Source organism: Pantoea rwandensis (assembly GCF_002095475.1).
In the GTDB taxonomy this organism is placed as follows: domain Bacteria; phylum Pseudomonadota; class Gammaproteobacteria; order Enterobacterales; family Enterobacteriaceae; genus Pantoea; species Pantoea rwandensis.
Genome location: NZ_MLFR01000016.1, coordinates 1 through 26699, shown reverse-complemented (window position 1 = coordinate 26699; position 26699 = coordinate 1). Strand labels below are relative to the sequence as shown.

Annotated in this window: 21 protein-coding genes; 15 read left to right on the top strand and 6 right to left on the bottom strand. The window is 52.7% G+C overall.

The features are described from left to right. Positions 1-83: 83 nt before the first annotated feature. From HA51_RS15515 to HA51_RS15480, 8 genes are all read left to right on the top strand, one after another. On the top strand, positions 84-806 hold the full coding sequence (locus tag HA51_RS15515) for an RNA polymerase sigma factor FliA (protein WP_084935524.1): 723 nt from the start codon (positions 84-86) through the stop codon (positions 804-806). 48 nt (positions 807-854) lie between these two features. After that, complete coding sequence (gene fliZ / locus HA51_RS15510; RefSeq protein ID WP_084935523.1) at positions 855-1358, top strand: flagella biosynthesis regulatory protein FliZ; 504 nt, start codon at positions 855-857, stop codon at positions 1356-1358. Positions 1359-1489: 131 nt separating this feature from the next. Continuing rightward, positions 1490-2476 carry a D-cysteine desulfhydrase gene (locus HA51_RS15505; protein ID WP_084935608.1) on the top strand — a complete coding sequence of 329 codons (987 nt, stop codon included), beginning with the start codon at positions 1490-1492 and terminating at the stop codon, positions 2474-2476. A 135-nt stretch (positions 2477-2611) separates the two neighbouring features. Then, entirely contained in the window at positions 2612-3412 is an 801-nt protein-coding gene (gene tcyJ, locus HA51_RS15500) for a cystine ABC transporter substrate-binding protein (RefSeq protein ID WP_084935522.1), read from the top strand. Then, complete coding sequence (tcyL, locus tag HA51_RS15495; RefSeq protein ID WP_084935521.1) at positions 3412-4080, top strand: cystine ABC transporter permease; 669 nt, start codon at positions 3412-3414, stop codon at positions 4078-4080. The genes tcyJ and tcyL overlap by 1 nt, the downstream gene beginning before the upstream one ends. After that, positions 4077-4829 carry an L-cystine ABC transporter ATP-binding protein TcyN gene (gene tcyN, locus HA51_RS15490; RefSeq protein ID WP_084935520.1) on the top strand — a complete coding sequence of 251 codons (753 nt, stop codon included), beginning with the start codon at positions 4077-4079 and terminating at the stop codon, positions 4827-4829. The genes tcyL and tcyN overlap by 4 nt, the downstream gene beginning before the upstream one ends. Positions 4830-5065: 236 nt before the next feature. Continuing rightward, a complete protein-coding gene (locus HA51_RS15485; protein WP_084935519.1) occupies positions 5066-6154 on the top strand; it encodes an acyltransferase family protein in 1089 nt (362 codons plus the stop codon). A gap of 413 nt (positions 6155-6567) precedes the next feature. After that, the gene (locus HA51_RS15480) at positions 6568-7650 is read left to right on the top strand and encodes an acyltransferase family protein (protein ID WP_084935518.1); all 1083 of its coding nucleotides are present in this window, start codon (positions 6568-6570) and stop codon (positions 7648-7650) included. A gap of 118 nt (positions 7651-7768) precedes the next feature. On the opposite strand, the gene putA is transcribed toward HA51_RS15480, so the two are convergent. Beyond that, complete coding sequence (putA, locus tag HA51_RS15475) at positions 7769-11713, bottom strand: trifunctional transcriptional regulator/proline dehydrogenase/L-glutamate gamma-semialdehyde dehydrogenase (protein WP_084935517.1); 3945 nt, start codon at positions 11711-11713, stop codon at positions 7769-7771. Between the two features lie 443 nt (positions 11714-12156). Here putA and putP point away from each other — a divergent pair, with 443 nt between their 5' ends. The 5 genes from putP to phoH all read left to right on the top strand — a co-directional run bounded on the left by putP (position 12157) and on the right by phoH (position 18832). After that, entirely contained in the window at positions 12157-13641 is a 1485-nt protein-coding gene (putP, locus tag HA51_RS15470) for a sodium/proline symporter PutP (RefSeq protein WP_084935516.1), read from the top strand. 537 nt (positions 13642-14178) lie between these two features. Beyond that, positions 14179-15012: an iron uptake transporter permease EfeU gene (gene efeU / locus HA51_RS15465; RefSeq protein WP_084935515.1), complete on the top strand. Its 834-nt coding sequence runs from the start codon at positions 14179-14181 to the stop codon at positions 15010-15012. Positions 15013-15066: 54 nt separating this feature from the next. After that, positions 15067-16185 carry an iron uptake system protein EfeO gene (gene efeO, locus HA51_RS15460; protein ID WP_084935514.1) on the top strand — a complete coding sequence of 373 codons (1119 nt, stop codon included), beginning with the start codon at positions 15067-15069 and terminating at the stop codon, positions 16183-16185. A 2-nt stretch (positions 16186-16187) separates the two neighbouring features. Continuing rightward, positions 16188-17468 carry an iron uptake transporter deferrochelatase/peroxidase subunit gene (gene efeB, locus HA51_RS15455; RefSeq protein WP_084935513.1) on the top strand — a complete coding sequence of 427 codons (1281 nt, stop codon included), beginning with the start codon at positions 16188-16190 and terminating at the stop codon, positions 17466-17468. Positions 17469-18043: 575 nt separating this feature from the next. Then, entirely contained in the window at positions 18044-18832 is a 789-nt protein-coding gene (gene phoH / locus HA51_RS15450; RefSeq protein WP_084935512.1) for a phosphate starvation-inducible protein PhoH, read from the top strand. Between the two features lie 59 nt (positions 18833-18891). Here phoH and HA51_RS15445 read toward each other — a convergent pair whose 3' ends face one another. The 5 genes from HA51_RS15445 to HA51_RS15425 all read right to left on the bottom strand — a co-directional run bounded on the left by HA51_RS15445 (position 18892) and on the right by HA51_RS15425 (position 24282). After that, on the bottom strand, positions 18892-19722 hold the full coding sequence (locus HA51_RS15445) for a bifunctional allantoicase/(S)-ureidoglycine aminohydrolase (protein ID WP_084935511.1): 831 nt from the start codon (positions 19720-19722) through the stop codon (positions 18892-18894). 10 nt (positions 19723-19732) lie between these two features. Next, on the bottom strand, positions 19733-20785 hold the full coding sequence (gene allD / locus HA51_RS15440) for an ureidoglycolate dehydrogenase (protein WP_084935510.1): 1053 nt from the start codon (positions 20783-20785) through the stop codon (positions 19733-19735). Then, positions 20772-22025, bottom strand: coding sequence for an MFS transporter (locus HA51_RS15435; RefSeq protein WP_158087373.1), 1254 nt, complete (start codon positions 22023-22025; stop codon positions 20772-20774). The genes allD and HA51_RS15435 overlap by 14 nt, the downstream gene beginning before the upstream one ends. Before the next feature lie 311 nt (positions 22026-22336). After that, on the bottom strand, positions 22337-23215 hold the full coding sequence (locus tag HA51_RS15430) for a hypothetical protein (RefSeq protein WP_084935508.1): 879 nt from the start codon (positions 23213-23215) through the stop codon (positions 22337-22339). 59 nt (positions 23216-23274) lie between these two features. Further along, positions 23275-24282, bottom strand: coding sequence for a nitrilase family protein (locus HA51_RS15425; protein ID WP_084935507.1), 1008 nt, complete (start codon positions 24280-24282; stop codon positions 23275-23277). A 96-nt stretch (positions 24283-24378) separates the two neighbouring features. On the opposite strand from HA51_RS15425, the gene HA51_RS15420 reads away from it, so the two are divergent. Continuing rightward, positions 24379-25233, top strand: a complete 855-nt coding sequence (locus tag HA51_RS15420) for a LysR family transcriptional regulator (protein ID WP_084935506.1) — start codon at positions 24379-24381, stop codon at positions 25231-25233. Next, positions 25226-26113, top strand: coding sequence for an EamA family transporter RarD (gene rarD / locus HA51_RS15415; protein ID WP_084935505.1), 888 nt, complete (start codon positions 25226-25228; stop codon positions 26111-26113). Before HA51_RS15420 ends, rarD begins: the two co-directional genes overlap by 8 nt. Positions 26114-26699: the final 586 nt, after the last annotated feature.

The following is a 26699-nucleotide window of genomic DNA, read 5'->3' as shown; positions in this document are numbered from 1 at the left end:
TTTTTCCTGTCTATTCTGCCAATCAAAACCCCTACAGAATTGGATAATCATGCCGATAACTTTATTAACGCAGGGTAGTCAACGTGAACGATCTCTATACGCCCGATGGCGTGATGGATAAACATTCGCTCTGGCAGCGCTACGTTCCTCTGGTGCGGCATGAAGCGTTGCGCTTGCAGGTGCGTTTGCCAGCCAGCGTTGAGCTTGACGATCTGCTGCAAGCGGGTGGTATCGGATTATTGAATGCCGTGGAGCGTTATGACGCGCTACAAGGCACTGCCTTTACCACTTATGCCGTGCAGCGTATCCGAGGCGCAATGCTGGATGAACTGCGCAGTCGCGACTGGGCACCTCGTAGCGTACGTCGTAATGCGCGCGAAGTGGCTGGTGCCATGCATCAGGTAGAACAAGCGTTGGGGCGCTCGGCTACTGAGCAGGAAGTGGCTGAACAGTTGAATGTTTCGCTGGAAGAGTATCGGCAAATTTTGCTCGATACGAATAACAGCCAACTCTTCTCCTATGATGAATATCGAGAAGAACACGGGGACAGTGCGGAATTGGTGACGGAGGGGCATGAGGAAGCCAACCCGCTTCATCAATTAATGGAAGGAAACCTTCGTGACCGCGTAATTGAAGCGATCGAGGCATTACCCGATCGTGAAAAATTAGTGCTCACACTGTACTACCAGGAAGAACTGAACCTGAAAGAGATTGGCGCAGTGCTTGAAGTGGGGGAATCCCGCGTCAGCCAGTTGCACAGTCAGGCGATAAAACGCCTGCGTGCCCGATTGTCGGGGGCGCGCTGACAGAATCAGTTCCTGGGATCGAAAAATAATAAAACCGGGGACTCAGCAATGGGAGCCAAAGCCAAAGCCAGACCTTTAAGTCGCTATCTTAAAGACTACAAACACAGCCAAAGCAACTGTTCACATTGTGGCAAGGTTCTAGACCGCATGGCGTTAGTATTCCGCGGCCAGATCATTAATAAAGAGGCCATCGCTCGGATGGACCAAATGATTGACGATCAGGTGTGGATGAAACTCCAGCCGGAATTAACCGCGTTATGTCGTTTCTGTAGCGATATTTTTTGTAATACCCATCCAAATTACTTCGATATCATGGCGTTTAAGCAGTATTTGTTTGAACAGACCGAAATGAGTCACAGCACGATTCGTGAATATGTGGTTCGCCTGCGTCGTCTTGACGACATGCTGAAAGCGAAAAATTTCCCGGCAGACAAATTACGGGGCAACAGCTGGCATGAGTGTCTGGAAAATGATTTGCCCGACGCGGGTAACAATAATTACCGCATCGCACTGCGAAAATATGACCAGTTTTTAGGCTGGCAGCAGGGCTAATTGTGATCCTACCCTTGTTGTCGCTGAGCATAGCGACAACAAGGGCCGCACACGTCGAATTCCGGGTGCGACTTTTCTCATCTTCTGCAACACTGTATGGATAATTGCATATTGCCCGAATGGAGGCTGCATTGTCCTTACACCTTTTGCACCAGTTCCCACGTCTCGAATTACTCGGTGCGCCGACGCCGCTTGAGCATTTACCACGGCTTTCTGACTACCTTGGCCGCGATATTTTTATCAAGCGCGATGATTTCACCCCTGTCGCCTTAGGCGGTAATAAGCTGCGCAAGCTCGAATTTCTCGCTGCCGATGCGCTGCGTGAAGGGGCTGATGTCCTGCTGACGGCGGGGGCTATTCAGTCAAACCATGTGCGCCAGACCGCTGCCGTTGCAGCACGTCTCGGATTGAAATGCGTGGCCTTGCTGGAAAATCCAATTGGCACCGCCTCTGAAAACTATCTCTCCAACGGTAACCGTTTGCTGCTCGACCTGATGGATGCTGAGGTCGTTATGGTGGAGGCGTTACATAATCCGACTCAGCAATTGGCCGAACAGGCGGAACGCCTCGAAGCGCAGGGTTTCCGACCTTATGTGGTGCCTGTCGGGGGTTCTAACGCGTTAGGTGCGTTGGGCTATGTCGAATGTGCCCAGGAAATTGCCCATCAGAGCGAAGGCGTGGTGGATTTTGCCGCCGTGGTGGTGGCTTCTGGCAGCGCCGGAACCCATGCGGGCTTAGCCGTCGGGCTGGAACATCTGTTACCGCAAAGCGAACTGATTGGCGTGACCGTTTCGCGTAAGGTCGAAGCACAGCTGCCGGTGGTGGAGCGTATTCGTACTGCACTGGCTGAACAGCTAGAAGTTCAGGCGCACGCGCCCATTACCTTGTGGGATGACTATTTTGCGCCACGCTACGGTGAACCGAATGAAGAGGGGATGGAAGCGGTCAAGTTACTGGCACGTCTTGAAGGCATCATGCTGGACCCGGTGTACACCGGCAAAGCGATGGCGGGCCTGATCGATGGCATTGCGCAGAATCGTTTCCGACGTGAAGGTCCGCTGCTGTTTGTGCATACCGGTGGATCGCCAGCGTTATTTGCTTATCATCCTTCGGTCTGAGACAGCACCAAAAAAAGTTTATAATCCGGCGGTTATTGCAGGCTGAAGTGCGCAATAACGCCAATAACGAAAGGGCGGCAAACATTGGTTTCGCTGCCCCACAGCACACAACACATCACAATAAATGGGGTAAACATGGCTTTCTCTCCAATTCGTCGCCAACTGGTGATGGGCATGATGGCGGTCGCGCTGGTCGCGGGCGTTAACGTCAAATCTTTCGCAGCAGAAGATCTGCTGGCGCAGGTGAAAAGCAAAGGCGAGCTGCGCGTAGGTCTTGAAGGCACTTATCCACCGTTCAGTTTCCAGGACGAAAGCGGCAAACTCACCGGTTTCGAAGTTGAATTTGCGCAGGAACTGGCTAAGCATCTCGGTGTAAAAGCCGATCTCAAACCGACCAAATGGGATGGCATGCTGGCCGCGCTGGACTCGAAACGTATTGATGTGGTGATTAACCAGGTGACGATTTCACCTGAGCGTAAGAAGAAGTATGACTTCTCCACGCCTTACACCATCTCTGGCGTGCAGGCGCTGACGCTGAAGAAAAATGCTGGCACCATCACCAAGCCGGAAGATCTGTCTGGCAAGAAGGTGGGGGTAGGCCTTGGTTCTAACTACGAGCAGTGGCTGCGCGACAATGTCAAGGGCGTGGACATCCGTACTTATGATGATGACCCAACGAAATATCAGGATCTGCGTTCAGGCCGTCTTAATGCCATCCTGGTTGACCGATTAGCGGCTTTGGATCTGGTGAAGAAAACCGGCGATACCATGGCCGTTGCAGGCCCAGCGTTCTCCCGTCTGGAATCAGGCGTTGCGCTGCGTAAAGGCAACGACGATTTGCTGAAAGCCATTGATGCGGCGATTGCCGACATGCAGAAAGATGGCTCGCTGAGCAAACTGTCTGAGAAATGGTTCGGCGCGGACGTCACTAAATAATGCAGGAAAGCTTACAACTGGTGCTGGATTCAGCACCATTTTTACTCAAGGGCGCGCTGTTCACACTGCAGCTCAGTATCGGCGGGATGTTCTTCGGCCTGGTACTTGGCTTCGTGCTGGCACTGATGCGCCTGTCGCACTTCTGGCCGATTAACTGGCTGGCGCGTATCTATGTGTCGATTTTTCGTGGCACACCGCTGATTGCTCAACTGTTTATGATCTACTACGGTCTGCCGCAGTTTGGTATTGAACTGGATCCGATACCGTCCGCCATGATTGGCCTTTCCCTCAATACGGCAGCTTATGCTTCCGAATCACTGCGTGGTGCGATTGCCGCCATAGAGCGTGGTCAATGGGAAGCGGCAGCCAGTATCGGTATGTCGCCGTGGCAGACCTTGCGCCGTGTCATTCTGCCGCAGGCTGCGCGTACGGCGTTACCGCCACTCGGTAACAGCTTTATCAGTCTGGTCAAAGACACCTCACTGGCCGCGACCATTCAGGTGCCAGAGTTGTTCCGCCAGGCACAGCTCATCACCTCGCGTACTCTGGAAGTGTTCACCATGTATCTGGCGGCATCGCTGATTTACTGGGTGATGGCTACCGTGCTGTCGGCGTTACAAAACCGCCTGGAGGCGCATGTGAATCGTCAGGATCGGGAGGTGAAATGAGCGCGATTGAAGTACGTCAGTTGGTAAAACAGTTTCATGGTCAGACGGTACTGCACGGTATCGATCTCGATGTCGCGCCGGGCGAAGTGGTGGCGATTATTGGACCGAGCGGATCAGGCAAGACCACTTTGCTACGCAGCATTAATCTGCTGGAAGTGCCCGACAGTGGCCGCGTCACGGTGGGCAATATCACCATTGACGCCAGCATAGGCCTTCACAAGCAAAAAGAGCAGGTGAGGCGTTTGCGCCAGCAGGTCGGTTTCGTGTTCCAAAACTTCAATCTGTTCCCGCACCGTTCAGTGCTGGAGAACATCATTGAGGGACCGGTGATCGTGAAAGGTGAACCTAAGGCAGAAGCGGTTGCGCGTGCGCGCAGTTTGCTGGAGAAAGTGGGTTTGCACGGCAAGGAAGATAGCTTCCCGCGCCGTCTTTCGGGGGGGCAGCAGCAGCGTGTCGCCATTGCCCGTGCGCTGGCCATGCGTCCCGAGGTAATTCTGTTTGACGAGCCGACTTCGGCGCTCGACCCCGAGCTGGTGGGCGAGGTGCTTAACACCATCCGCGCACTGGCGCAGGAGAAACGCACCATGGTGATTGTCACCCATGAGATGAGCTTTGCACGGGACGTTGCGGATCGCGCCATCTTTATGGATCAAGGCCGTATTGTGGAACAGGGCGACGCAAAAGCGCTGTTCAGCAATCCGCAACAGGCACGTACTCGGCAATTTCTTGACAAGTTTCTTAATCAATAGTCTCTAGCGCCGTCTGGATCTGACGGCGTTTCCTTCTTTTTACCTGCTTTATGCCTCCTCAGTTTCTTCTGAAAATGTTTTCACTCCTGTGCAATAACTCACTGAAATTAAGGTTTTTATTTAATTTAAAAATCATTTGGCAACTGGTGAAATCATTTTTAAGACCCGCCCGATTGAGACAACTTTGTAAATATAAATAATTCTTTACAAATTCATGGCGCAATCAGGACAAAACAATGAGTAATGCCAGAAATGAGGTCCTCTGGATCAACACGCTAAAAGGTGCATGTATCTTGCTGGTGGTGTTGCACCACTCAATCATCACCACCTTCGCTCCTTCGATACATCATCTCACCGCCGGTGTCGTTCCCGCCCACTGGTGGGTGACATTCAATACCTATCTTTCACCGCTGCGTATGCCTGCATTCTTCTTTGTCTCTGGGTTGCTGGCGGCAAGTTCAATCGTCAAGAAGAGCTGGAAAGAGGTGTTCACCAAGAAGTTCAGTAATATCGTCTACCTGTATTTACTGTGGGGGGCGATTCAATGGCTGAGCATCCACTACATCTCGACGCATCTGGGAGAACGTCTCTCCAGTACTAAGAATGCCGCTTATGCGGATTCACCCTTTGAGTTCATCAAGCTGTTAATGACCGCCATGACCAGCCTGTGGTACCTCTATGCGCTGTCCGGGTTCTTCCTGGTCACTAAGCTGTTCCATCGTCAGAAAATCGCACTGGTATTGCTGGCCATTCTGGCTAACTATGCAGCGCAGTTCAGCCTGATTCCCGGCTGGGGACCCGCAAGCGTGGCGCAGAATTATCTCTACTTCCTGCTCGGTGTGTTCTTTAGCCAGTCTCTGATTGAGATAAGCCAGCTCAAACGTCAGCACTGGTTGCTGCTGGCTGTTATCGCGTTAATCGGTGTGGCGCATCATGTGGGTGGCATCTATAAAAATCCGTTCTACAGCCTGCTGACCATCGTGTTTGGTATTGTGGTGTGCCGTTTCCTTAATGAGCGGCTTAACATGGCATGGCTTAACTGGATTGGTCGTAACACGCTGCAAATTTATGTGCTGCACCGCATCTTTATCGAACTGCTCGGGCTTAGCGCGATTGCGATTGCGCTGCACTACGGCTGGTTTGGTCATGCGGCGTTCAGTTGGGCGTGGGCGTTACTGATGCCTGTTACTGGCGTGGCGGTGTGTGTGTCTGTCTCGCTATTGGTATGGACACTGTTGAATCGCGGTCCAGGGCGCGTTTTATTCTTATATCCACGTCTTCTGCGCAAACCGGCATTAGAAGCTAAATCCGCACCATTGCAATAATTGATAAGGGCCAGTTCACTGGCCCTTATTATTTTCACTTAGCACACCTGAAATATTCCCGCTTATCCATTTGCCACATTTAATCATTATCTGAAAAAGGTTTGATTATTATCTGGCTGTTATCGTGATGGATTGTTCTCAATTTACCCGCCTGAAAAGACATATCGAATTATCCTCGTTGTGAAGGTTAACCCCTCAATTTAAGGCAAATATTCTTAGTCTGCTTAGTATTCGAAGAATGACTGGGACTGTAAAGTATTGTTATATCAGGACCACGAAAAGACTTTTAGGACTTTCGCTACAGTCAGTGCGTGCAAGCGTGTTTAATAATCGTTGAATAACCAGAAATGCTTCATTGCTTTTTTCCTCATACTTCTCCTTTTAAGACCTACACAGCATCGGGAGTAAACCATATGAACAACGCCAGAAAAGAAGATATTGCTTGGGTCAATACCCTTAAGGGGGCCTGTATATTGCTGGTGGTGTTATATCACACCGTATTACCCGGATTTGAAGGAACGGTGAAATATTTGACGGCGGGTTGGATCCCAGCAGAAATATGGGTGCACTTTAATACCGTTTTATCGCCGCTGCGTATGCCAGCCTTTTTCTTTGTTTCTGGCTTACTGGCAACCAACGGGATTCTGAATCGCCCGTGGAAGCAGGTGTTTACCAGTCGTATTACTAATCTGTTCTATCTCTATATTCTTTGGGGCTTTATTCAGTGGTGGTCGATTGTGGGCATTTCCACTGAGATCACCGGACAGCGTATTTCGCAGAACCTGAATGCGGCTTATGCCGGTTCGCTGTTTGAATTCCTTAAGCTGACCTTTATGGCGATGAGTACCTCGTGGTATCTGTACGGCTTAGCGCTCTATTTCCTGTGCGCCAAGATTTTTCACAAGCAGAAAGTGGCGTTACTGGTGGTAGCGGTGGTGCTTAACTATCTGGCCGTTGAGAAGATCATTCCGTACTGGGGACCGCAGAGTGTGGCGCAGTATTTCCTGTTCTTCCTGCTGGGGGCATTCTGGAGCCCATTGATGTTGCGGTTGAGCGAATGGCGTCGCGAGAACATCCTGCCATGGGCATTACTGGCTGCCGTCTCAGGCATCCACATTATCTTCGGCTTGGATAAGAGTCTGTTCCTGTGCATCATCGCGGTGCTGGTGAGCGTGGCGGCTTGCCGCTGGCTTAACGCGCACTTCAAGATGACGTACTTTAACTGGATTGGGCGTAACACACTGCAGATTTACGTGATCCATCGTATCTTCATTGAGTTCTTTGGCATGTCAGCGATTCTGTTCGCTCAGCGCCATCATCTGTTTGAACATGCGTGGTTCTCGGTGATGTGGGCGTGTTTCTATCCTATCGCGATTGTGGGTATCTGTTCGCTGTGTTCAGTGGCGGTATGGTCTCTGACCAACCGTGGATTGGGGCAGTCGCTGTTTGTGTTCCCGACCTTAATCGGTCTGAAGCGCAGCAAGTCAGTGGCGTAAAGCAAAAAGCGCGATAAATCGCGTCGCTACAAACCGTTGCACTGGCCGTAGCGGCGCAATTTATTGCGCAATCTTGCAACGAATGACATCTCAACGTCCTTCGTTGCCCTCAATCATTTCAACCAATCGTCATCAAACTCGCATTCCCTCCCGCCGCGGCGGTATTCACACTCAGCGAACGTTCGATTAGCAGGCGTTCAAGCAGCAGGTTCGTCTCGCCACGGGCAAAGCCCTGCACCGAAACAATCGCACCATCACGGGCTGCAACCTGCTCGCACAGCGTACGCAACTGATCGGCATCACCGTGATAGATCACTGCATCAAAGTCTGCCGCCAGCACATCTTTTACCAGCACCACACGTGGTTGCACAGCTGCAGGCAAACGGGTTCGCAGCTCACGGTGCAACTCATCATCCTGCCACAGCGCCGAGCTGCCTACGCTGGTCACCGCCGCTAACTGCGTTAATGCATCCTGTTCATTATCTGCAATACACAGCACATGCTCGCGCGGTAGCAGGGTAAAGGTGTTGCGCTCACCGGTGGGTCCCGGCAACACGCGTACGGTACCGGCCTGCGCCAGTTCATCGTAACGCTGGCACAGCGCTAATAGATCTGGCTTATCTTGCGCCCAGGTTTGTAACGCCTGATGTGCGCTCATTAACTCGGTGCGAACGCTGCTATCAACAGGTCGTTCAGCGTCCTGGCGATCAAAGGTCTTGCGTAACGCACCATCCGGGCGGTTTGACAGCAGACGATAGAGATAGAGCGGACCGCCCGCTTTTGGACCTGTCCCCGACAAGCCTTCGCCACCGAATGGCTGAACGCCGACCACCGCGCCGACCATGTTGCGGTTGACATACAGGTTGCCGACTTTTGCCCCCGCCGTGACCTGCGCGATGGTTTCGTCGATACGTGTATGCACACCGAGCGTCAGACCATAACCAGAGGCGTTAATTTGATCGATCAGCTGTGGCAGGCTGTTACGGGCGAAGCGCACCACGTGCAATACCGGACCAAACACCTCTTTATCCAGATCGCTCACCTGATCCAACTCGATCAGCGTAGGTTTGATAAAGGTGCCGCTGTTCCACTCTTTGCTGTCTTGTGGATTGTCCTGTGCCGCCTGATAAACGGTGAAACCTTTGTTACGCATCGCCTGAATGTGGCGGTCAATGTTGTCCTTGGCTTCGGCATCGATGACTGGACCAATGTCGGTCGACAGGCGCTCTGGATTACCCATGCGGCATTCGGCCATGGCACCACGCAGCATCTTCAGCGTGTGATCTGCCACATCGTCTTGCACGCAAAGCAGACGCAACGCTGAACAACGCTGTCCAGCACTGTCAAACGCCGAGGCGACGATATCGATCACCACCTGTTCAGTTAACGCTGAGGAGTCAACGATCATGGCGTTCATCCCGCCAGTCTCGGCGATCAGCGGGGTTGGACGGCCTTGCGGATCGAGACGCCCCGCCAGATTGCGCTGCAGCAGCGTGGCGACCGCCGTTGAACCGGTAAACATCACGCCACGAACACGTTCGTCGCCGGTCAGCTGTGCACCCACGGTTTCACCCTGGCCTGGCAGCAGTTGCAGTACGCCAGCAGGCACGCCAGCATCCAGCATGATCTGCACAGCCTGTGCGGCAATCAGCGGAGTCTGCTCAGCAGGTTTCGCCAGCACGCTGTTACCTGCCGCCAGTGCAGCGGCGATCTGCCCCGCGAAAATCGCCAGCGGGAAGTTCCACGGGCTGATGCACACCACGGGACCCAGCGGACGGTGGGTTTCATTATCGAAATCGTCACGCACCATGCCGGCGTAGTAATAGAGGAAATCAACTGCTTCGCGCACTTCGGCAATGGCGTTGTTGTAGGTTTTGCCGGCTTCACGTACCAGCAGGCCAATCAACTGCTGCATCTGGCCTTCCATCGCCTCGGCAGCGCGTTCCAGAATGGCAGCGCGCTCTTGTGGCGGGGTGGCGAACCAGATCGGACCGGCATTTACCGCCGCATCCAGAGCCTCCGAGACTTCTGCTTCACTGGCTTCGCGTACGCTGCCCACCACATCGGCAGGCGCCGACGGGTTCAGCACTGGACGGCTGACGCCTTCACCCAGCGCACCTTCCACCAGAGGTTGTGCGATCCATGGCTGGCTGGCGCTGTTGAGCAGGGCACTGGAGAGTGAAGCCAGACGGTGTTCGTTGGCCATATCCAGACCTGCCGAGTTCACACGCTTTTCGCCATAGAGTTCGCGCGGTAACGGAATCTTTGGATGCGGTAACCCAACGGCACCTTCACTCGCGCCCATCTTCTCGACGGCCGTAACCGGATCGGCCACCAGCTCATCAAGGGGCAGAGTGTTATCAGCGATGCGATTAACGAATGAGGTGTTCGCGCCGTTTTCCAACAGGCGACGTACAAGGTAAGCCAGCAAGGTCTCATGTGTGCCAACTGGTGCATAAATACGGCAAGGACGGTTCAGTTTGCCGTCAGCGACTTTGCCCACCACCTGCTCGTATAACGGTTCACCCATGCCGTGCAGACACTGGAATTCATACTGGCCCGGATAGTAATTATTGCCCGCCAGCTGATAAATCGCTGCCAGTGTGTGAGCATTGTGGGTGGCGAACTGCGGATAAATCAGATTCGGCACTGCCAGCAACTTACGTGCACAGGCCAGATAAGAGATATCGGTATAAACCTTGCGGGTGTAGACCGGATAACCTTCCAGACCTTCGACTTGCGCACGCTTGATTTCGCTATCCCAGTACGCGCCTTTCACCAAGCGGATCATCAGACGGCGACGGCTGCGCTGGGCTAAATCCACCAGTGAGTCGATAACAAATGGGCAGCGCTTCATATACGCCTGAATCACGAAGCCGATGCCGTTCCAGCCTTCTAATTCCGGCTCGAAGCACAGCTTCTCCAGCAGATCGAGTGACAGCTCCAGACGGTCCGCTTCTTCGGCATCGATGTTGATACCAATATCGTAAGAGCGGGCCAGCAAGGTGAGTGATTTGAGAATAGGGTAAAGCTCTTCCATCACGCGCTCATACTGCGCCCGGCTGTAACGCGGATGCAGTGCTGAAAGCTTAATGGAGATGCCAGGGCCTTCATAAATGCCACGACCATTAGAGGCTTTGCCAATCGCATGAATCGCCTGCTGGTAGGAGAGCAGATAGGCTTTAGCATCGCTGGCAGTCAGTGCGGCTTCACCCAGCATGTCATAAGAGTAACGGAAGCCTTTCTCCTCCAGCTTGCGTGCGTTAGCCAATGCTTCTGCGATGGTTTCACCGGTAACAAACTGCTCGCCCATCAGGCGCATCGCCATATCCACGCCTTTGCGGATCAGCGGTTCACCGCTCTTACCGATAATGCGGTTCAGCGAGCGCGACAAATTGGCTTCGTTATGGGTAGACACCAAGCGACCGGTAAACAGCAGGCCCCAGGTAGCGGCGTTAACGAACATTGATGGACTGCGGCCCAGGTGTGACTGCCAGTTACCGTTGCTGATTTTATCGCGGATCAGCGCATCACGGGTTGGCTTATCAGGTATACGCAACAGCGCTTCCGCCAGACACATCAGCGCCACGCCTTCCTGAGAAGAGAGGGAGAACTCCTGCAACAGACTTTGCACCATCCCGGCGCGTCCGGTTGCACCTTTTTGGTGCCGTAACTTATCCGCAAGGCTATAAGCAAGCTGATGGGTTTTCTCTGCCAATGGGGCAGGGAGACGTGCCTGTTCTAGTAGCATCGGCACCGCATCGGTTTCCGGGCGGCGCCACGCGGCGGTGATGGCCGAACGTGTGACCGACTGCGGCAAAATATGTTCGGCGAAGTCGAGGAAAGGCTGGAATGACTCGTCTGGCGCGCCTTCTTCACTGGCGGCATCAGCAAGTTGCACAGAAATTTCTGGTAGCCCTTCACCGGCTTCCAGCTGCGAAAGATAGTTAAAAATCGCCTGTTTGATCAGCCAGTGTGGCGTGCGGTCAATTTTTCCTGCCGCCAGTTTAATGCGATCGCGGGTGGCTTCATCCAGCTTCACCCCCATGGTGGTGGTTCCCATGATTTCCTCTTCCTAAAAATATGAATCGACATCAGCGTGGGCTGCACTATCACTCATGTTGCAACTTTGTGCAACCGTGTTAAATGTGACCTGAGTTGCACGTTTATCACCGCTTAAAAGCGGGCTTGTGAAAAAACGGCACGGAACTTGCTGCAAGAAGCTCGCCAAAGTTGCAACTTCGGTCAAAGAGAACACTTTCATGTTGAATAAGGTGCAACTGAAAGTGTGAGTGAGTGCAACCTATTGGCATTAAAAAATCGAAGTCAGGTGAAACCTATGTGACAGCTGTGTTAAATGCATTGTGCGCGCCGCCCCTTTGCGGCAGGATACCGCGCCTTAAGAGGAATCGCTTTCTCTGGATGCGGTAAAGCCCTGAGTTATCACGTTCCGATAGCGCAGGAAAAAGATTGCTCTTAATGGATTACATAATAAGTGGAGAGAGTATGAGTGTAAGCACACCGATGTTGGTGACCTTTGTAATTTACATCCTCGGGATGGTGTTGATCGGTTTCGTAGCCTATCGTTCGACCAAAAGTTTTGATGACTATATTCTGGGCGGCCGCAGTTTAGGCAGCGTAGTGACTGCACTTTCAGCAGGTGCATCGGATATGAGTGGCTGGCTGCTGATGGGTTTGCCCGGCGCGATTTTCCTTTCCGGTATCTCTGAAAGCTGGATCGCCATCGGCCTGACCATCGGTGCCTGGCTGAACTGGAAAATTGTGGCGGGACGTCTGCGCGTGCAGACCGAACATCACGACAACGCTTTAACCCTGCCGGATTTCTTCTCCAGCCGTTTTGAAGACAAAAGCAAACTGCTGCGTGTCATCTCCGCTGTGGTTATTCTCATCTTCTTCACCATCTATTGCGCATCTGGCGTGGTTGCGGGTGCGCGTCTGTTCGAAAGCACCTTTGGCATGGATTATCAGACTGCCTTGTGGGCGGGGGCGGCAGCCACCATCCTTTATACTTTGGTGGGCGGTTTCCTGGCTGTGAGCTGGACCGACACCGTGCAGGCCAGCCTGATGATCTTTGCGCTGATTCTGACCCCGGTCTTTGTGATTATCGCGGTGGGTGGTTTGGATGATTCACTGGCGGTCATCGAAGCGAAGAGCCTTGAAAACCTCGATATGCTGAAAGGGCTGAACTTTGTCGCGGTGATTTCGCTGCTCGGTTGGGGCTTGGGTTATTTCGGTCAGCCCCATATTCTGGCGCGTTTCATGGCGGCAGATTCACACCGTTCCATCCGCGCGGCACGTCGCATCGGGATGACATGGATGATTCTGTGTCTGGCAGGTGCTGTAGCGGTCGGCTTCTTCGGTATTGCATTCTTCCAGAACCATCCTGAACTCGCGGCAGGCGTAAGTCAGAACGGTGAGCGCGTGTTTATCGAACTGGCACGAATCCTGTTTAACCCTTGGATTGCCGGCATTCTGCTCTCTGCCATCTTGGCTGCGGTGATGTCTACCCTGAGCTGTCAGCTGCTGGTGTGCTCAAGTGCATTGACCGAAGACCTGTATAAAGGCTTCCTGCGTAAAAATGCCAGCCAGAAAGAGCTGGTTTGGGTTGGGCGTTTGATGGTGCTGGTGATTGCGCTGATCGCTATCGCGCTGGCCGCCAACCCGGAAAACCGTGTGCTGGGCTTAGTCAGTTATGCCTGGGCGGGCTTTGGTGCGGCCTTCGGTCCGGTTGTCCTGTTCGGTGTGTGCTGGAAGCGTATGACACGCAACGGAGCGCTGGCCGGTATGGTGATTGGGGCAATGACCGTGCTGCTATGGAAACAGTATGGTTACGTCGAGCTGTATGAAATCATCCCTGGCTTCATCTTCGCCAGCATCGCGATTGTGGTGTTCAGCCTGATTGGCAACGGCCCATCAGAAGCAGCCCAAGCTCGTTTCGCGGCGGCTGAAGCAGAGTACCAGACCAAATAATCTGTCTTTTACAGATCAAGCCCGCCCGTTAAACGGCGGGCTTTTTATTAAATCGCCAATGCCCCAACGCTTCATTCAAAGCAACGACGTAGCCAAACGTCTACTAAAGGTCATTCCGAAAAGCGAAGTCTGTGCGCCAAGAGTTACCAACCTCAAAAAGCAGTTTTTATTAAATCGCGAATGCTACAACGATATTTTCAAAGCAACGATATAGCCCAAAGTCTACTAAAGGCCATTCCGAAGAGCGAAGCGTCCGCGCCATGGATGGCGCGGCCGATCTGCATGGATGCGAGATTCCTTCGCGATCGGAATGGCCTTTAGTGGACCGAGCACGGAACTTGAAGCCACCCCGAACACCCCACATACCTCATGAAACGCCACCACCTCATCTCATTGAATCCGTCTCCCGCTCCGCAAATGAGAAATTATTTCATGACGTGACTTGTATTTTTTATCTCTGTAATGATAATCAATATCGTTCACATTTTACGTATTTTTACTTAAGGTTTACCCTCCTTAACAATCAAGAGGTTGGTGATGTTCGTTCCGTTTCTCATTATGCTGCGTGAAGGTCTTGAAGCAGCACTCATCGTCAGCCTGATTGCCAGCTACCTGAAACGCACCCAGCGCACCCAATGGTTTCCCGCGATGTGGGCTGGCGTGTTCATTGCGGCTGCACTCTGTTTGGCATTAGGCATTTTCATCAACGAAACCACCGGCGAATTCCCGCAGAAACAGCAAGAGCTGTTTGAGGGCATTGTCGCTGTGGTTGCAGTGGTCATCCTCACCTCCATGGTGTTCTGGATGCGCAAAGTCTCGCGCAACATCAAAGCCACGCTGGAACGCTCTGTAGATCAAGCGCTGCAAAAGCAGGGCGGCAGCGGCTTCCCGCTGGTGATCATGGTCTTTCTGGCCGTGGCACGTGAGGGATTAGAATCGGTGTTCTTCCTGCTGGCGGCCTTCACCCAAGATGTGGGTTATGCACCACCAATTGGTGCGGTGCTCGGCTTAGTGACCGCGATCGTTTTAGGCATGCTGCTTTACTACGGCGGCATACGTCTGAACCTTGCCAGCTTCTTCCGCTGGACTAGCTTGTTCATTCTGTTCGTCGCCGCTGGCTTGGCGGCAGGTGCTATCCGTGCCTTCCATGAAGCCGGGCTGTGGAACCACTTCCAGGACGTGGCCTTTGACCTCAGCAACACGCTCTCCACACATTCGGTGGTGGGCACACTGCTGGAAGGTATCTTGGGCTATCAGGAAACCCCAAGTGTCAGTGAAGTCGCGGTATGGCTGATCTATCTGGTCCCCGCACTGCTGCTATTTTTCTTCCCGGCACGTCCGACGGCCAACGCCGCACGCACCACACGCTGAAATTAAATCAGGCGCGATTGCGCGCCTGTTCTTCCATGTAACAGGGATATCACTATGACGATTCGCTTCCGCCGTAAGGCGCTGTTGGTTTCAATGCTGGCCCTCTCTGGCGCCGCTTCTGCTGCATCCATCCCGCAGGTAACGGTCACCGTCACCGACAAACAGTGCGAGCCGATGTCACTCAACGTGCAGGCAGGGAAAACGCAGTTCATCATCAAAAACAACAGCCAGAAAGCGCTGGAATGGGAAATCCTGAAAGGGGTGATGGTGGTGGAAGAGCGTGAAAACATTGCGCCAGGCTTCAGCCAGAAACTCACCGCTAACCTTGAAGCGGGCGAATACGACATGACCTGCGGCTTGCTGACCAACCCGAAAGGTAAACTGGTTGTCACTGGTGAGTCGAAAACCGCTGCCAAAGGCAAAACCGACATCATGCAGCTGGCTGGCCCGATCACTGATTACAAAACCTACGTCATGAGCGAAGTCAAAGAGCTGGTGGCCGGCACTCAAGCCTTCACTGATGCCGTCAAAGCCGGTGACCTTGAGAAAGCCAAAGCCTTGTATGCGCCAACCCGTGCACACTATGAGCGTATCGAACCTATTGCTGAACTCTTCTCCGACCTCGATGGCAGCATCGACGCCCGTGAAGATGACTTCGAGAAAAAAGCTGATGATCCGAAGTTCACGGGTTTCCACCGCATTGAAAAAATCCTGTGGGCGGATAAAACCACCAAAGGCGCGGAAGAGTTCGCCACTAAGCTGAACCAAGATGTATTGGATCTGCAAACCCGTATCAGCGAACTGGCCTTCCCACCGGCCAAAGTGGTGGGTGGTGCTGCAGGTCTGGTGGAAGAAGTCGCCTCCAGCAAAATCTCGGGTGAAGAAGATCGTTACAGCCGTACCGACCTGTCTGACTTCCAGGCCAACATCGATGGTGCGCAGAAAATCGTTGATCTGTTGCGTCCACAGTTGCAAAAAGCCAATCCGCAACTGCTGGCGAAAGTCGATGCCAACTTCAAAAAAGTGGATGACATCCTCAGCAAATATCGCACCAAAGACGGTTTCGAATCTTACGAGAAGCTCACCACCGCTGACCGTAATGCATTGAAAGGGCCGATCACTACGCTGGCGGAAGATCTCTCTCTGTTGCGCGGAACTTTAGGTCTCGACTAATCATGAGCCATAAAAATGACGCGGCAGAGCCGTCGCGTCGTCGTTTATTGCAGGGATTAGGCATGTTGGGCGGCGCGGCCGCCCTGAGTGGCGGCTGCCCGTTCCATACGGCAGCCGCGGCTGACAGCTTTTCTCCCGGCACAGTGGCACCCGATGCGCGCCAGCAGGTGCAACCTTTCTACGGTCCACACCAGGCAGGCATTATCACCCCTCAGCAAGCTTCAATGATGCTGGTGGCGTTTGATGTCTTAGCCAGCGATAAAACAGATTTAGAGCGCTTGTTCCGTTTGCTGACCGCTCGCTTCACGTTTCTCACCAAAGGTGGCCCGGCGCCCTCAGTGCCAAATCCGCAGTTGCCGCCGATGGATTCTGGGATTTTGGGAGCCGATATCGCGCCAGATAATTTAACGATGACGTTATCCGTTGGCACCTCGCTGTTTGATGCGCGCTATGGTTTAAGCCCGCATAAACCTGCGCAGTTGCAAAGCATGACGCGCTTCCCTAATGACTCGCTCGATGCCGAACAATGTCATGGTGATGTGCTGATCCAGATTTGCGCCAACACCCAAGACACGGTGATCCATGCACTGCGTGACATCATCAAACACACGCCAGATCTGCTGGCGGTGCGTTGGCGACGCGATGGCTTCATTGCCGACCACGCTGCGCGCAGTAAAGGACAGGAAACCCCGATCAATCTACTGGGCTTCAAGGATGGGACTGCCAACCCGGATACCCACAATGCGACATTGATGGATCAACTGCTGTGGGTCACGGCTAACCAGCAGGAACCTGCCTGGACGTTAGGGGGCAGCTATCAGGCCGTGCGCATTATTCGTTTTCACGTAGAAATGTGGGACCGCACGCCACTGGGTGAGCAGCAAACCATTTTCGGTCGTGAAAAACTCTCCGGTGCGCCTTTGGGCATGAAGATTGAACGCGATGTGCCAGATTACAGCAAAGACCCGGATGGTGATGTGATTGCGCTGGATGCGCATATTCGCTTGGCCAATCCGCGAACCCCAGAAACCGACAGCAGTCTCATGCTGCGACGCGGTTATAGCTATTCATCGGGTATCACCGGCGCAGGGCAGCTGGATATGGGGCTATTATTTGTCTGTTATCAACATGATTTAACCAAAGGCTTTATCACCGTACAGAAGCGTCTCAATGGCGAAGCGCTGGAAGAATATATTCGTCCCATCGGTGGCGGATACTTTTTCGCTTTGCCTGGCATTCCAGACGAAAATCATTATCTCGGCCAGTCGTTACTGCAAGCCTGATTAATAAATGCACAGCTCTTGCGCGTCCAACCGGGCGCACAAGGGTTGTTTTCAACTGACCCTCCACATTCCGGCGGCCGGGCTTCCTTCCGAATGTTCCGAAAAAGTTCAGCGAGGCCTCAATAATCCATCCCCTTGATGAAACTCGAAAATTTAATTTAAGACTCAAAATCTCATGCTTCGCTTAAAACTTTTTCTTTAACGCGAAGTAAAAATACTGTTGCAATGCACTGCAAATATGATGCACTTTAAACATAAGCGTTGTCAGTTGTGTGGCTAAGTCCACTGGAGTTCGCGCATGACCCGGTCCTTCCACGGACAGTTAAATACACTTCAGCTAGCGCAGTACACTGCGAGGGATTTCCTCCCTCCAAAGTATCCTCTTCACTTTTCAATTATCATTTCTCAATTAACGCCAAATCTTTACCGGTGCGCTTCAGCGCTTCGTCGTTGTTGCACACTATTCTCGATGGCCAGACCCGGCTTACAAGGAAGCCACAGAAACCTCTAAAGCGTTCAAGTCATCGCCGCGGGTGATCCGCCGCGATAAATGAAACCAACTGTAAGGTGCCACTATGGGAAGACAGAAAGCAGTGATCAAAGCGCGTCGTGAAGCAAGAAGAGTCGTTCGTAGTGATTCTCGCAGTCATCGTCAGCGCGAAGAAGAATCGGTCACTTCGCTGGTGCAGATGGGTGGGTTGGATTCAATTGGTATGGCGCGTGATTCACGCGACCGGGGTCCGATTGAAGCCAGAAATGAAGCTCAAGCGCACTATCTTAATGCCATAGAAACGAAACAGCTGATATTCGCCACCGGAGAAGCCGGTTGCGGTAAAACCTGGATTAGCGCAGCCAAAGCGGCTGAGGCCCTGATCAATAAGGACATCGAAAGGATTATTGTGACGCGCCCGGTTCTGCAGGCGGATGAAGATCTCGGTTTCCTCCCCGGAGACATTTCCGAGAAATTCGCCCCGTATTTCCGACCGGTATACGACGTTCTGGTTAAACGTCTTGGCGCTTCCTTTATGCAATACTGCCTGCGACCCGAAATCGCTAAGGTAGAGATCGCGCCCTTCGCATACATGCGCGGACGTACCTTCGAGAATGCGGTAGTGATCCTTGATGAGGCACAAAACGTCACTGCGGCACAGATGAAGATGTTCCTGACACGCTTAGGCGAAAACGTCACGGTTATTGTCAACGGTGATATCACCCAGTGTGACTTACCGTCTCATGCCAAATCTGGTCTGGCCGATGCGCTGGCGCGCTTCGAAGAAGATGAGATGATTGGTGTGGTACGTTTTGGCAAAGAAGACTGCGTACGCTCGGCTCTCTGCCAGCGCACGCTGCATGCTTACAGTTAACCCTTGAGAAATAGATTGAGAATGTAGCAAAGCAAAACCCGGCGCCAGCCGGGTTTTTTTCACTTCAACAGATGCAAATCAGCATGGCGGTTCATATCTTTATAAAGCAGATAGCGGAACGGCTCATCGCCACCGGCATAGCAGGCTTGCGGGCAAAATGCGCGTAGCCACATATAATCGCCAGGTTCTACCTCTATCCAGTCTTCGTTAAGTTTATAAACGCCTTTGCCTTGCAACACATACAAGCCATGTTCCATCACATGGGTTTCCATAAACGGAATGATGCCACCAGGTTGGAAAGTCACAATCGTGATGTGCATATCATGACGCATATCATTCACATCCACAAAACGGGTGGTGGCCCAGCGCCCGCCGGTATCTGGCATCGCCGTTGGCGTGATATCGCGCTCATTGGCGATCATAAACGGCGGTTTTTCCAGCCCTTCCAGTGATTGCCAGATTTTACGGATCCAATTGAAGCGGGCGGCTTCACTATGGGTATTTTTGATTTGCCACTGGGCACCGGCAGGGATGTAGACGAAGCTGCCAGGCACCAAATCATGCTGCGTGCCTTCCACCGTTAAACGCAGATGGCCTTCTAAAACAAACAACGCACTTTGCGCGGCGGGATCGGATTCTGGACGGTCGCTGCCACCTTGCGGGCCTACTTCCATAATGTAATGCGAGAAGGTTTCGGAGAAACCGCTCATTGGGCGCGACAATACCCATAAACGGGTGTGCTGCCAGAAGGGTAACTGGCTGGTCACAATATCTGACATCACGCCACGGGGGATAAAGGCGTAGGCCTCGGTAAACACTGAACGTCCGGTCAACAGACTCTTTTGTCCATCAAGACCGCCGTGCGGTGCGTAATAGCTGCCGTGTTCCATGATTCTCTCCTTAATGGCTTTCAGCAAACGGATCTTTGTGATCGTAAGAGTTGATCCAGACGTGCTCGGACTTCAGGTAGTCATAAATGCTATCGACAATATCGATGCCTTCTTTCTCGGTACGCGCCTGTTCAATGTCTGCGATCTCACCGGGATACATCACCTTTTCCACGCCCTCTGCAGGACGAACCTGATTCAGCTCGCTCATCACTTGTTGCACGTTGTCGAGGAAAGCCTGTTGATCGCCAAAGAAAGCCGGATTGATAACAATGTGTAGCTGCCCGAGTTCGCGACCTTTGCTGAGATCGGCATACATGGAGCTGACGCTGCGCCCAAACGGCAGGCCGAGCAGCACCCCTGAAAGGATGTCGATCATCATCATCAGGCCGTAGCCTTTTGGCCCGGCGATCGGCAACAGGCCACGCACGTCGTGTGGGTTAGTGGTGGGTTTACCGCTGGCATCCACTGCCCAGCTGTCTGGCATGGCTTGATCACGTGACCGCATGTCGAGGATTTTTCCCCAAGCCTGCACCGACGTGGCCATATCAAACGTCATGATGTTGTCGCGACCCGGCGCAGAGAAGGAAAGGGGATTAGTACCGTAATAGATGTCTGCCCCGCCGAACGGTACGACCATAGGGTCAGACTGGCACATCGCCAGGCCAATCAAGCCCGCTTCAGCGGCCATTTGGGTGTAATAGGATATGGCACCGCTGTGGCTCATGTTCTTGATGCCAACCACCGCAATGCCTTTCTCTTTTGCCATATCGATGGCGACTTCCATTGCCTGCTTCGACAACACCATGCCGGGGCCATTATCACCGTGCAAGATGGCGCTGCAGGGGCCGGTAGTTTCCACGCGAATCTCAGGGTGCAGTGTGATACCGCCTTTCTGAATACGTTCGGAGTAGTACTCCACTCGCACGGTGCCATGAGAGTGAATGCCGCGCGCTTCAGCAAACACCAAGACATCAGCCATCACGGCGGCATAGTCGGCCGAGAGTCCGGCGAGAGTGAGTTTGTTGGCGATAAGCATATGCAGCGTGGCCTTATCGATATTCATACTGGCTCCTGTTTTGTTTATGACTGGTAAAAATGAACACTACAACCAGCACCACAGCGCCTGTGGCGAGGATGATGCCCGCTAAGTTGAATGCGTCTAAGGTGCTACCGGTACGATCGGCGATATTGCCGGTGAGCCAAGGGGCGATGAAGGATGCCGACATGCCGAAGAAGTTGTAGATACTGAGAGAGGTCGCCAGCTTCTTCTTGTTAGAGAGGTCGGAGATGGTTGAAATCAGCAGCGGATCGAGTGCCAGTTTGCCCAGCAGTCCGTAGCCAACCAGACCCAGCATGATCACAAAGGCATCTTGTGCATGGGCGGAGATCAGCAACATCACGGCGGCTAGCACCAGTTGCAGTAACATAATCCGGTATTTGTAGTGGCGATATTTATCCGCCACCATGCTGAAGATCAGCGCACCTGGAATGGACGCCAGCCCCACCAGTGAGGCCACCATACCCGCACTGCTGCCTGAGAAATGACGCTCGGTTTGCAGGAAGTTGGGCAACCAAGAGACCACCAGAAAATAGGCGTAGCAGCTACAAAACAGCACAAAGTAAACCGCCAGCTTTTTGACGGTGAAATAGCTGTTTTCGCTACTGCCTTCGGTCAGGTTATTTTGCGGCGCAGACTGCGTGGAGGCCGCGTTGTCACGGCGAATAAAGAGATAATACAGGGCAAAGGTCAGCACCATAATCAGTGCGACACCTTTTAACATCAGCTGCCAATCAACCGACTGGCTGAGCACCAGCCACGATGAACCGCTCAGGCCAATGACCATCCCAACCGACGATCCACTGTTAATGATCGCAGTCGCGACGTTGCGCTTGTTGGCAGGGATATCCTGACCTGAAAGCGAGAACGCAGCACCGTAAAAAAATGCGCCACTCAAACCCGCAAGCGCACTCGCGATATAGATGACCACCAGATTTTGCGAAGCCGACATCAAAAAGGTGGCAAATGCGAAGACCAGGAAGCCGAACGATAAAATCAGTCGCTTATCAAACTTGTCAGAAATCATGCCTGCCGGAACTTGCAGCAGGACATAAGCAAAGAAGTAAATGCTGGCGATGATACCGATCTGTTGGTTGCTATGCAGATCCAGGGTTTGCATCACCTGCGGATAAATCGGGGTCAACATGGAACGATAAATCCAAATGACGACCCATCCCAGACACAGTAACGCGGTGAGTCGCTTCCAATAGGAGGACGCTCGCTGCGTGTTCTCTTCCTTTTTCATTGAACCCTCTGTTGCATGTTGGTGCAGTGATTGAAACTTTAGTTGCAGTCGGGTCATCATGCATTGACAAAAAATTAACATAAAGATCTTTCTGTGCTGGGGAGTAGCGTCATTTCAATGAAAAAGATGCATTTTTTCTGATATATCAAGGGTTGAGACGAATACCAACAAAGAAACTAATGTTTCATGAATTGAGATCTGGTTAACAAATTAGATGTGAGGATTAGGGGGAAACGAGAGGGAATGAGAGTAAGGGGGAAAGAAAAGGAGATCGGCTAAGCGATCTCCTAAGTCATACTATCACGATCGATTCAGCGTGGTTCCAACGAGCGAACCATCAGCTGATGATGGGGAAAATCAATCAGGACCTGATGGCGTTGCAGGAAAGGGGTTCCTAGCACGCCATCGGCTTCCATATGGTCAAAATCTCCCTTAATCACTAATGCATTCACATTAAATTTCCCTGGTGAGGCGTGTTTAATATGAATCTGCGTGGCTTCACAGTCGTTATTATCCCATTCCGCTATGATTTTATTGCAGCTGATACTATTACCTGTTCCATTAACGTTATTTCTCCACAGCATGGATAACGACGCGCCGGTATCTAAAAGCATCTTATAACTCTTATTATCTTGCACCATCTCAATCACGATACCTTCATCAGTCAGTGTGAGGGGCAGTGATAGCCATTCATTTTGGTCAATATCTAATTCTGATAATTGATTGGCAACGGTAAAAGTGTGTTGTTGATAATCCATCATCAATACCTTTTGCCGAAACAGGCCCAAGCCGATGGCCATCTGCTCGGGGCGCTTCCCGTCTGGTAACAGCGTCAATCCCCAAGGTGAGAGCGAGACGCCTTCTACATTTTCAAAACTCATACCATTGACATAAACATGGTGGAACAGGAATTGATCGTTCAGAAAAACCTGCCCGGTGAGGTCTGTGCTACGTGCTTTTTCTTTTCGATACTTTAAGTTTGGTACCTGGCGAATAAATTCCTGAGTGAAATGGAAAGCGAATTGAGAACCACTATCCAACATAAACTCACCGTCGCGACCATTAATATTGACCTCGATAATCGGCAGCGCACTTTCATCCAGTTTAAAAGGAATGGTTATCACAGCTTGAGCATAAGGAAGAAAACTCAAAGTGAGAATAACAGTGCCTGTGCGTAAGAATCCTTTCATGTATTGCCCGTCCTTCTCTAATAAGGGAACGGAGGTTTACATCGCGCTGAATAATATTTTTATCCTAAAGTGTCTTTATTCAAATCCTGTGATCCGAAACAGGGTGTTTCTTCTGAAAATCGCGCCGTGCGCGCATCTCGTTCATAGCCCTGCGGTTCACAGAGTAGGTGATAAAGCTCTGGTCGACGTCCATGAATCCAGCGCCGGCCGGTAGACATCGCAAGCAGGGAAAGGTCTAACACGGCGCTCACTAACGTATCTCTGAACGACAGTGTTTCATTGAGGATGCGACCGTAAGGGTCAATCACCATGGCGTTGCCGGTGCGGATCTCACCGTTGTCCAGACCGACACCGTTACTGAACAGAATGAAAAGGCCATTATCGTGCGCGCGTGAGGGTAGCCAACGCAACAACCAGGCGCGGCCACTGTCACCCGCCAGTGCGGCTTCCAGCTCATCAGGATGGCGTTCTCTGTATTCCCACAGGCTCACTGGGATAGGCTTCATGCCAAACGGACTGCGTGAATGCGTACCGCCGGTCTGATGCGGGGCGATGAGAATGTCCGCGCCGAGTAGTGCGGTGATGCGCACGTTATCGGTCAGATTATTATCCCAGCAAATCAGAATCCCAACGCGCACACCCCAAGGGGTATCAAAGACGGTGAATTCGTTACCTTGCGAAATCGCCGGATGCTCAAACGCGTGGATCTTGCGATGCACATGCCGTTGGCCATCCGGCATACACACGGCATAGGCATTGTAGAGCTGGCCGTTTGGATGTTTTTCAATGAATCCGGCACCGATCGCCATCCGGTGCTTTTCGGCTAACGCCGCAATACGGGTGAGAGAAGGGCTGCTATCACTGGGTTCTGCTAGCGCTTCTATCTCTTCACGTGACAGATCCGGAACATGCCAGTAGCCGGTGATACACATTTCAGGAAAGGCCAAAAGCTGAGTGTGTTCCCGTGCAGCTTGGGCAATAAATTGCTCCATGATCGCGAGATTGTAGTGCTTGTCGCCGGCGCGATGGCAAAACTGCACGCAGGCAACGCGGAGGTTTTTATCCATTTCGATTTGTCTCAGTGAGGAACTTGAATGCGATTTCACCAGAGAGGAACCCAGGATGTATAATCACACATTCTCTGATTTTGATAACCGAATGGAATGGATATCAGGCTACTGCGTGCTTTCGTCACGCTGGCACATACCGGGTCGTATCATGCTGCCGCTGACACCTTGTGCGTGACACAACCCGCGCTAACCAAGCAGATCCAAACGCTGGAGCATTTTGCTGGCGTGACGCTGTTCCAGCGCGGCAGGCATGGCGCCCTGCTGACGGTCGCCGGTGAACAATTGCTGCCCGCCGCACTGGATATTGTGACGCGCCACAGCCAGCTTTTGGCTTCAATCACGGCGTTACAGCAGGGCGATGCGGGTAAACTCACCGTAGGCTTTGGCATCTCCTCCTTTCGTCTTGCACCTGAGCGGGTTGCCGCGTTTCGCAGTGTGTATCCTGATGTGCAGGTCACTCTGAATGACATGCCGTCTGCGCAGCAGTGTCAGCAGTTGATTGAGGGGCGACTTCAGGTCGGATTTGTGCGTTTGCCTGTACCCGTACCCCTGCAAACACGCGTGCTGGGTGAGGAACAGTTAGTGCTGGCAGTCGCGGCGAATACTGGCGCAACGGCAACGGCGCTTATCGAGAGCCAGCAACTGCTACAGCTTTCACCCTCTCGTGGAGAGGGATTAACCTCGCAGGCGCAGCGTTTTCTCAGTAGTCAGCACCTCAAACCGCGCACGGTCGGCGCAGCAGATGATATCCAGACATTGCTTGCGCTGGTGGCGGCGGGTGATGGGGTGGCATTATTGCCCGCCAGTGTGGTGCATATTCTTCCGGCAGGCGTGAAGCTGCTGGATTTGGCGGGGGAACATACGCACTGGCAAACCGGGATTGCCTGGCATGCACAGATTAAAGACCCTCTCAGGGATAACTTTTTACGTTTGGTGAGTGATGTATAAGGGCATTTCATTATCTCTAACGGCGTCGGTCTTATTTGCCGTGCAATATTATTTGGCCTCTCTGCTGCCCACGATGGACGGCTATGAGCTTTTCGGTTGGCGCTCACTGATTGCATTCCCCTTGATGACCGTCTTTATGCTGTTTAACGGCGAGTGGCGGGCGGTGAGTGAGATTGCCCAGCGCATTGTCGCCAAACCCTGGCTGTTACTGGGCATCATCATCAGCAGTGGTCTGATGGCGCTACAACAGTGGCTGTTTATTTGGGCCTCGCTGAATGGACGTGGAATCAATGTTTCACTGGGCTATTTCCTTTTGCCACTCTTAATGGTGCTGGTTGGTCGGGTGATCTACAAAGAGCGGCTGTCAGCGTTAAAGATCATCGCGACATTGGTGGCGGCAGCGGGCGTCATTCATCAGGTGTATGAAGTCGGAGGCTTTTCGTGGGAAGCACTGACGGTGGCGATAGGCTTTATTTGCTATTTCGTTCTGCGCCGTTGGTTGCAAACAGCCACGCTCGGTGGGTTTTGGTTCGATATGGTAATAACTATGCCCTTTGCACTGTGGTGTGTGTGGGGCGGCGCGGTGTTCGGACATGGCCCGGAAATGTCGGATAGCGTTTATTGGGTGATTGCCATTTTTGGCGTCAACAGCGCGGCGGCATTCATGAGTTACATCAGCGCCAGTAAATTGCTGCCGTTCACCGTTTTCGGGCTATTGGGCTACGTTGAGCCTGTGTTGTTATTGTTGATTGCGTTGGTGTTGGGCGAAACGATCCATGCCAATGAGAGATTAACCTATCTGGCGATTTGGGGTGCGGTCATGCTGCTGGTGCTTGAGGGCGTAATACGGGTGATTCGCAGTCGCAGATATCACACCTGATTGGTACTTAAAAGGCTATCTTCTGGCTTAATGCTTGTCAGTTAAGGGGCTCTTCAGATGAGGCTGTCATTCTCTTAAAATGGCGGCCTTTTTATTATGCGCGGGTGGGCATGTTGGTGTGTGCCACATCACCTCTGCTACCGGGTGCGCGATTGAGTGCGGGCCCCAGCGCCTCTGCTGCTGCCGGGCCGTCCTCGCGCCGCTTCGCGGTGCCCTCGGCTGCAACGTCGTGCCGGTCGGACCGTTCGGGTACGGCCGTCCTGGCCTACCCGAACTGCCTGTCGCATCCCTGCGACTGGCTCCTGGCACAACGTCTCCGCCTCAGCGCTGCGAATAGCCCTTGCAGCATCAGAGGCGCTGTGGCCTCAGACACAGTGCGCTTTGTAGCAGTAAAAGCGCTAAAGTCTTCACCATCGTGCCCTCTCCAACAGCGTAAACAGATGTTAGTAAGCAGGCTGGTGCCGCTCTGGGGATGGCATTTCGCAGCGCTGAACGGAATGAGGAAGCCAGGAGAGCCAGCATGGATGCTGGCGAAAGGTGCAGCCGGGACAGGGAAAGTCCCGTCTGCACCGGTCCGTCAGGCGGA

Excerpts from the sequence above, each read along its gene's own strand:
- HA51_RS15485 (WP_084935519.1), top strand. The coding sequence starts at position 5,066 with ATGAGTAATGCCAGAAATGAGGTCCTCTGGATCAACACGCTAAAAGGT.
- HA51_RS15445 (WP_084935511.1), bottom strand. The coding sequence starts at position 19,722 with ATGGAACACGGCAGCTATTACGCACCGCACGGCGGTCTTGATGGACAA.
- HA51_RS15435 (WP_158087373.1), bottom strand. The coding sequence starts at position 22,025 with ATGAAAAAGGAAGAGAACACGCAGCGAGCGTCCTCCTATTGGAAGCGA.
- phoH (WP_084935512.1), top strand. The coding sequence starts at position 18,044 with ATGGGAAGACAGAAAGCAGTGATCAAAGCGCGTCGTGAAGCAAGAAGA.
- allD (WP_084935510.1), bottom strand. The coding sequence starts at position 20,785 with ATGAATATCGATAAGGCCACGCTGCATATGCTTATCGCCAACAAACTC.
- putP (WP_084935516.1), top strand. The coding sequence starts at position 12,157 with ATGAGTGTAAGCACACCGATGTTGGTGACCTTTGTAATTTACATCCTC.
- putA (WP_084935517.1), bottom strand. The coding sequence starts at position 11,713 with ATGGGAACCACCACCATGGGGGTGAAGCTGGATGAAGCCACCCGCGAT.
- efeU (WP_084935515.1), top strand. The coding sequence starts at position 14,179 with ATGTTCGTTCCGTTTCTCATTATGCTGCGTGAAGGTCTTGAAGCAGCA.
- HA51_RS15425 (WP_084935507.1), bottom strand. The coding sequence starts at position 24,282 with ATGGATAAAAACCTCCGCGTTGCCTGCGTGCAGTTTTGCCATCGCGCC.
- efeO (WP_084935514.1), top strand. The coding sequence starts at position 15,067 with ATGACGATTCGCTTCCGCCGTAAGGCGCTGTTGGTTTCAATGCTGGCC.
- rarD (WP_084935505.1), top strand. The coding sequence starts at position 25,226 with ATGTATAAGGGCATTTCATTATCTCTAACGGCGTCGGTCTTATTTGCC.
- HA51_RS15430 (WP_084935508.1), bottom strand. The coding sequence starts at position 23,215 with ATGAAAGGATTCTTACGCACAGGCACTGTTATTCTCACTTTGAGTTTT.
- efeB (WP_084935513.1), top strand. The coding sequence starts at position 16,188 with ATGAGCCATAAAAATGACGCGGCAGAGCCGTCGCGTCGTCGTTTATTG.
- HA51_RS15480 (WP_084935518.1), top strand. The coding sequence starts at position 6,568 with ATGAACAACGCCAGAAAAGAAGATATTGCTTGGGTCAATACCCTTAAG.
- fliZ (WP_084935523.1), top strand. The coding sequence starts at position 855 with ATGGGAGCCAAAGCCAAAGCCAGACCTTTAAGTCGCTATCTTAAAGAC.
- tcyN (WP_084935520.1), top strand. The coding sequence starts at position 4,077 with ATGAGCGCGATTGAAGTACGTCAGTTGGTAAAACAGTTTCATGGTCAG.
- tcyJ (WP_084935522.1), top strand. The coding sequence starts at position 2,612 with ATGGCTTTCTCTCCAATTCGTCGCCAACTGGTGATGGGCATGATGGCG.
- HA51_RS15420 (WP_084935506.1), top strand. The coding sequence starts at position 24,379 with ATGGATATCAGGCTACTGCGTGCTTTCGTCACGCTGGCACATACCGGG.
- tcyL (WP_084935521.1), top strand. The coding sequence starts at position 3,412 with ATGCAGGAAAGCTTACAACTGGTGCTGGATTCAGCACCATTTTTACTC.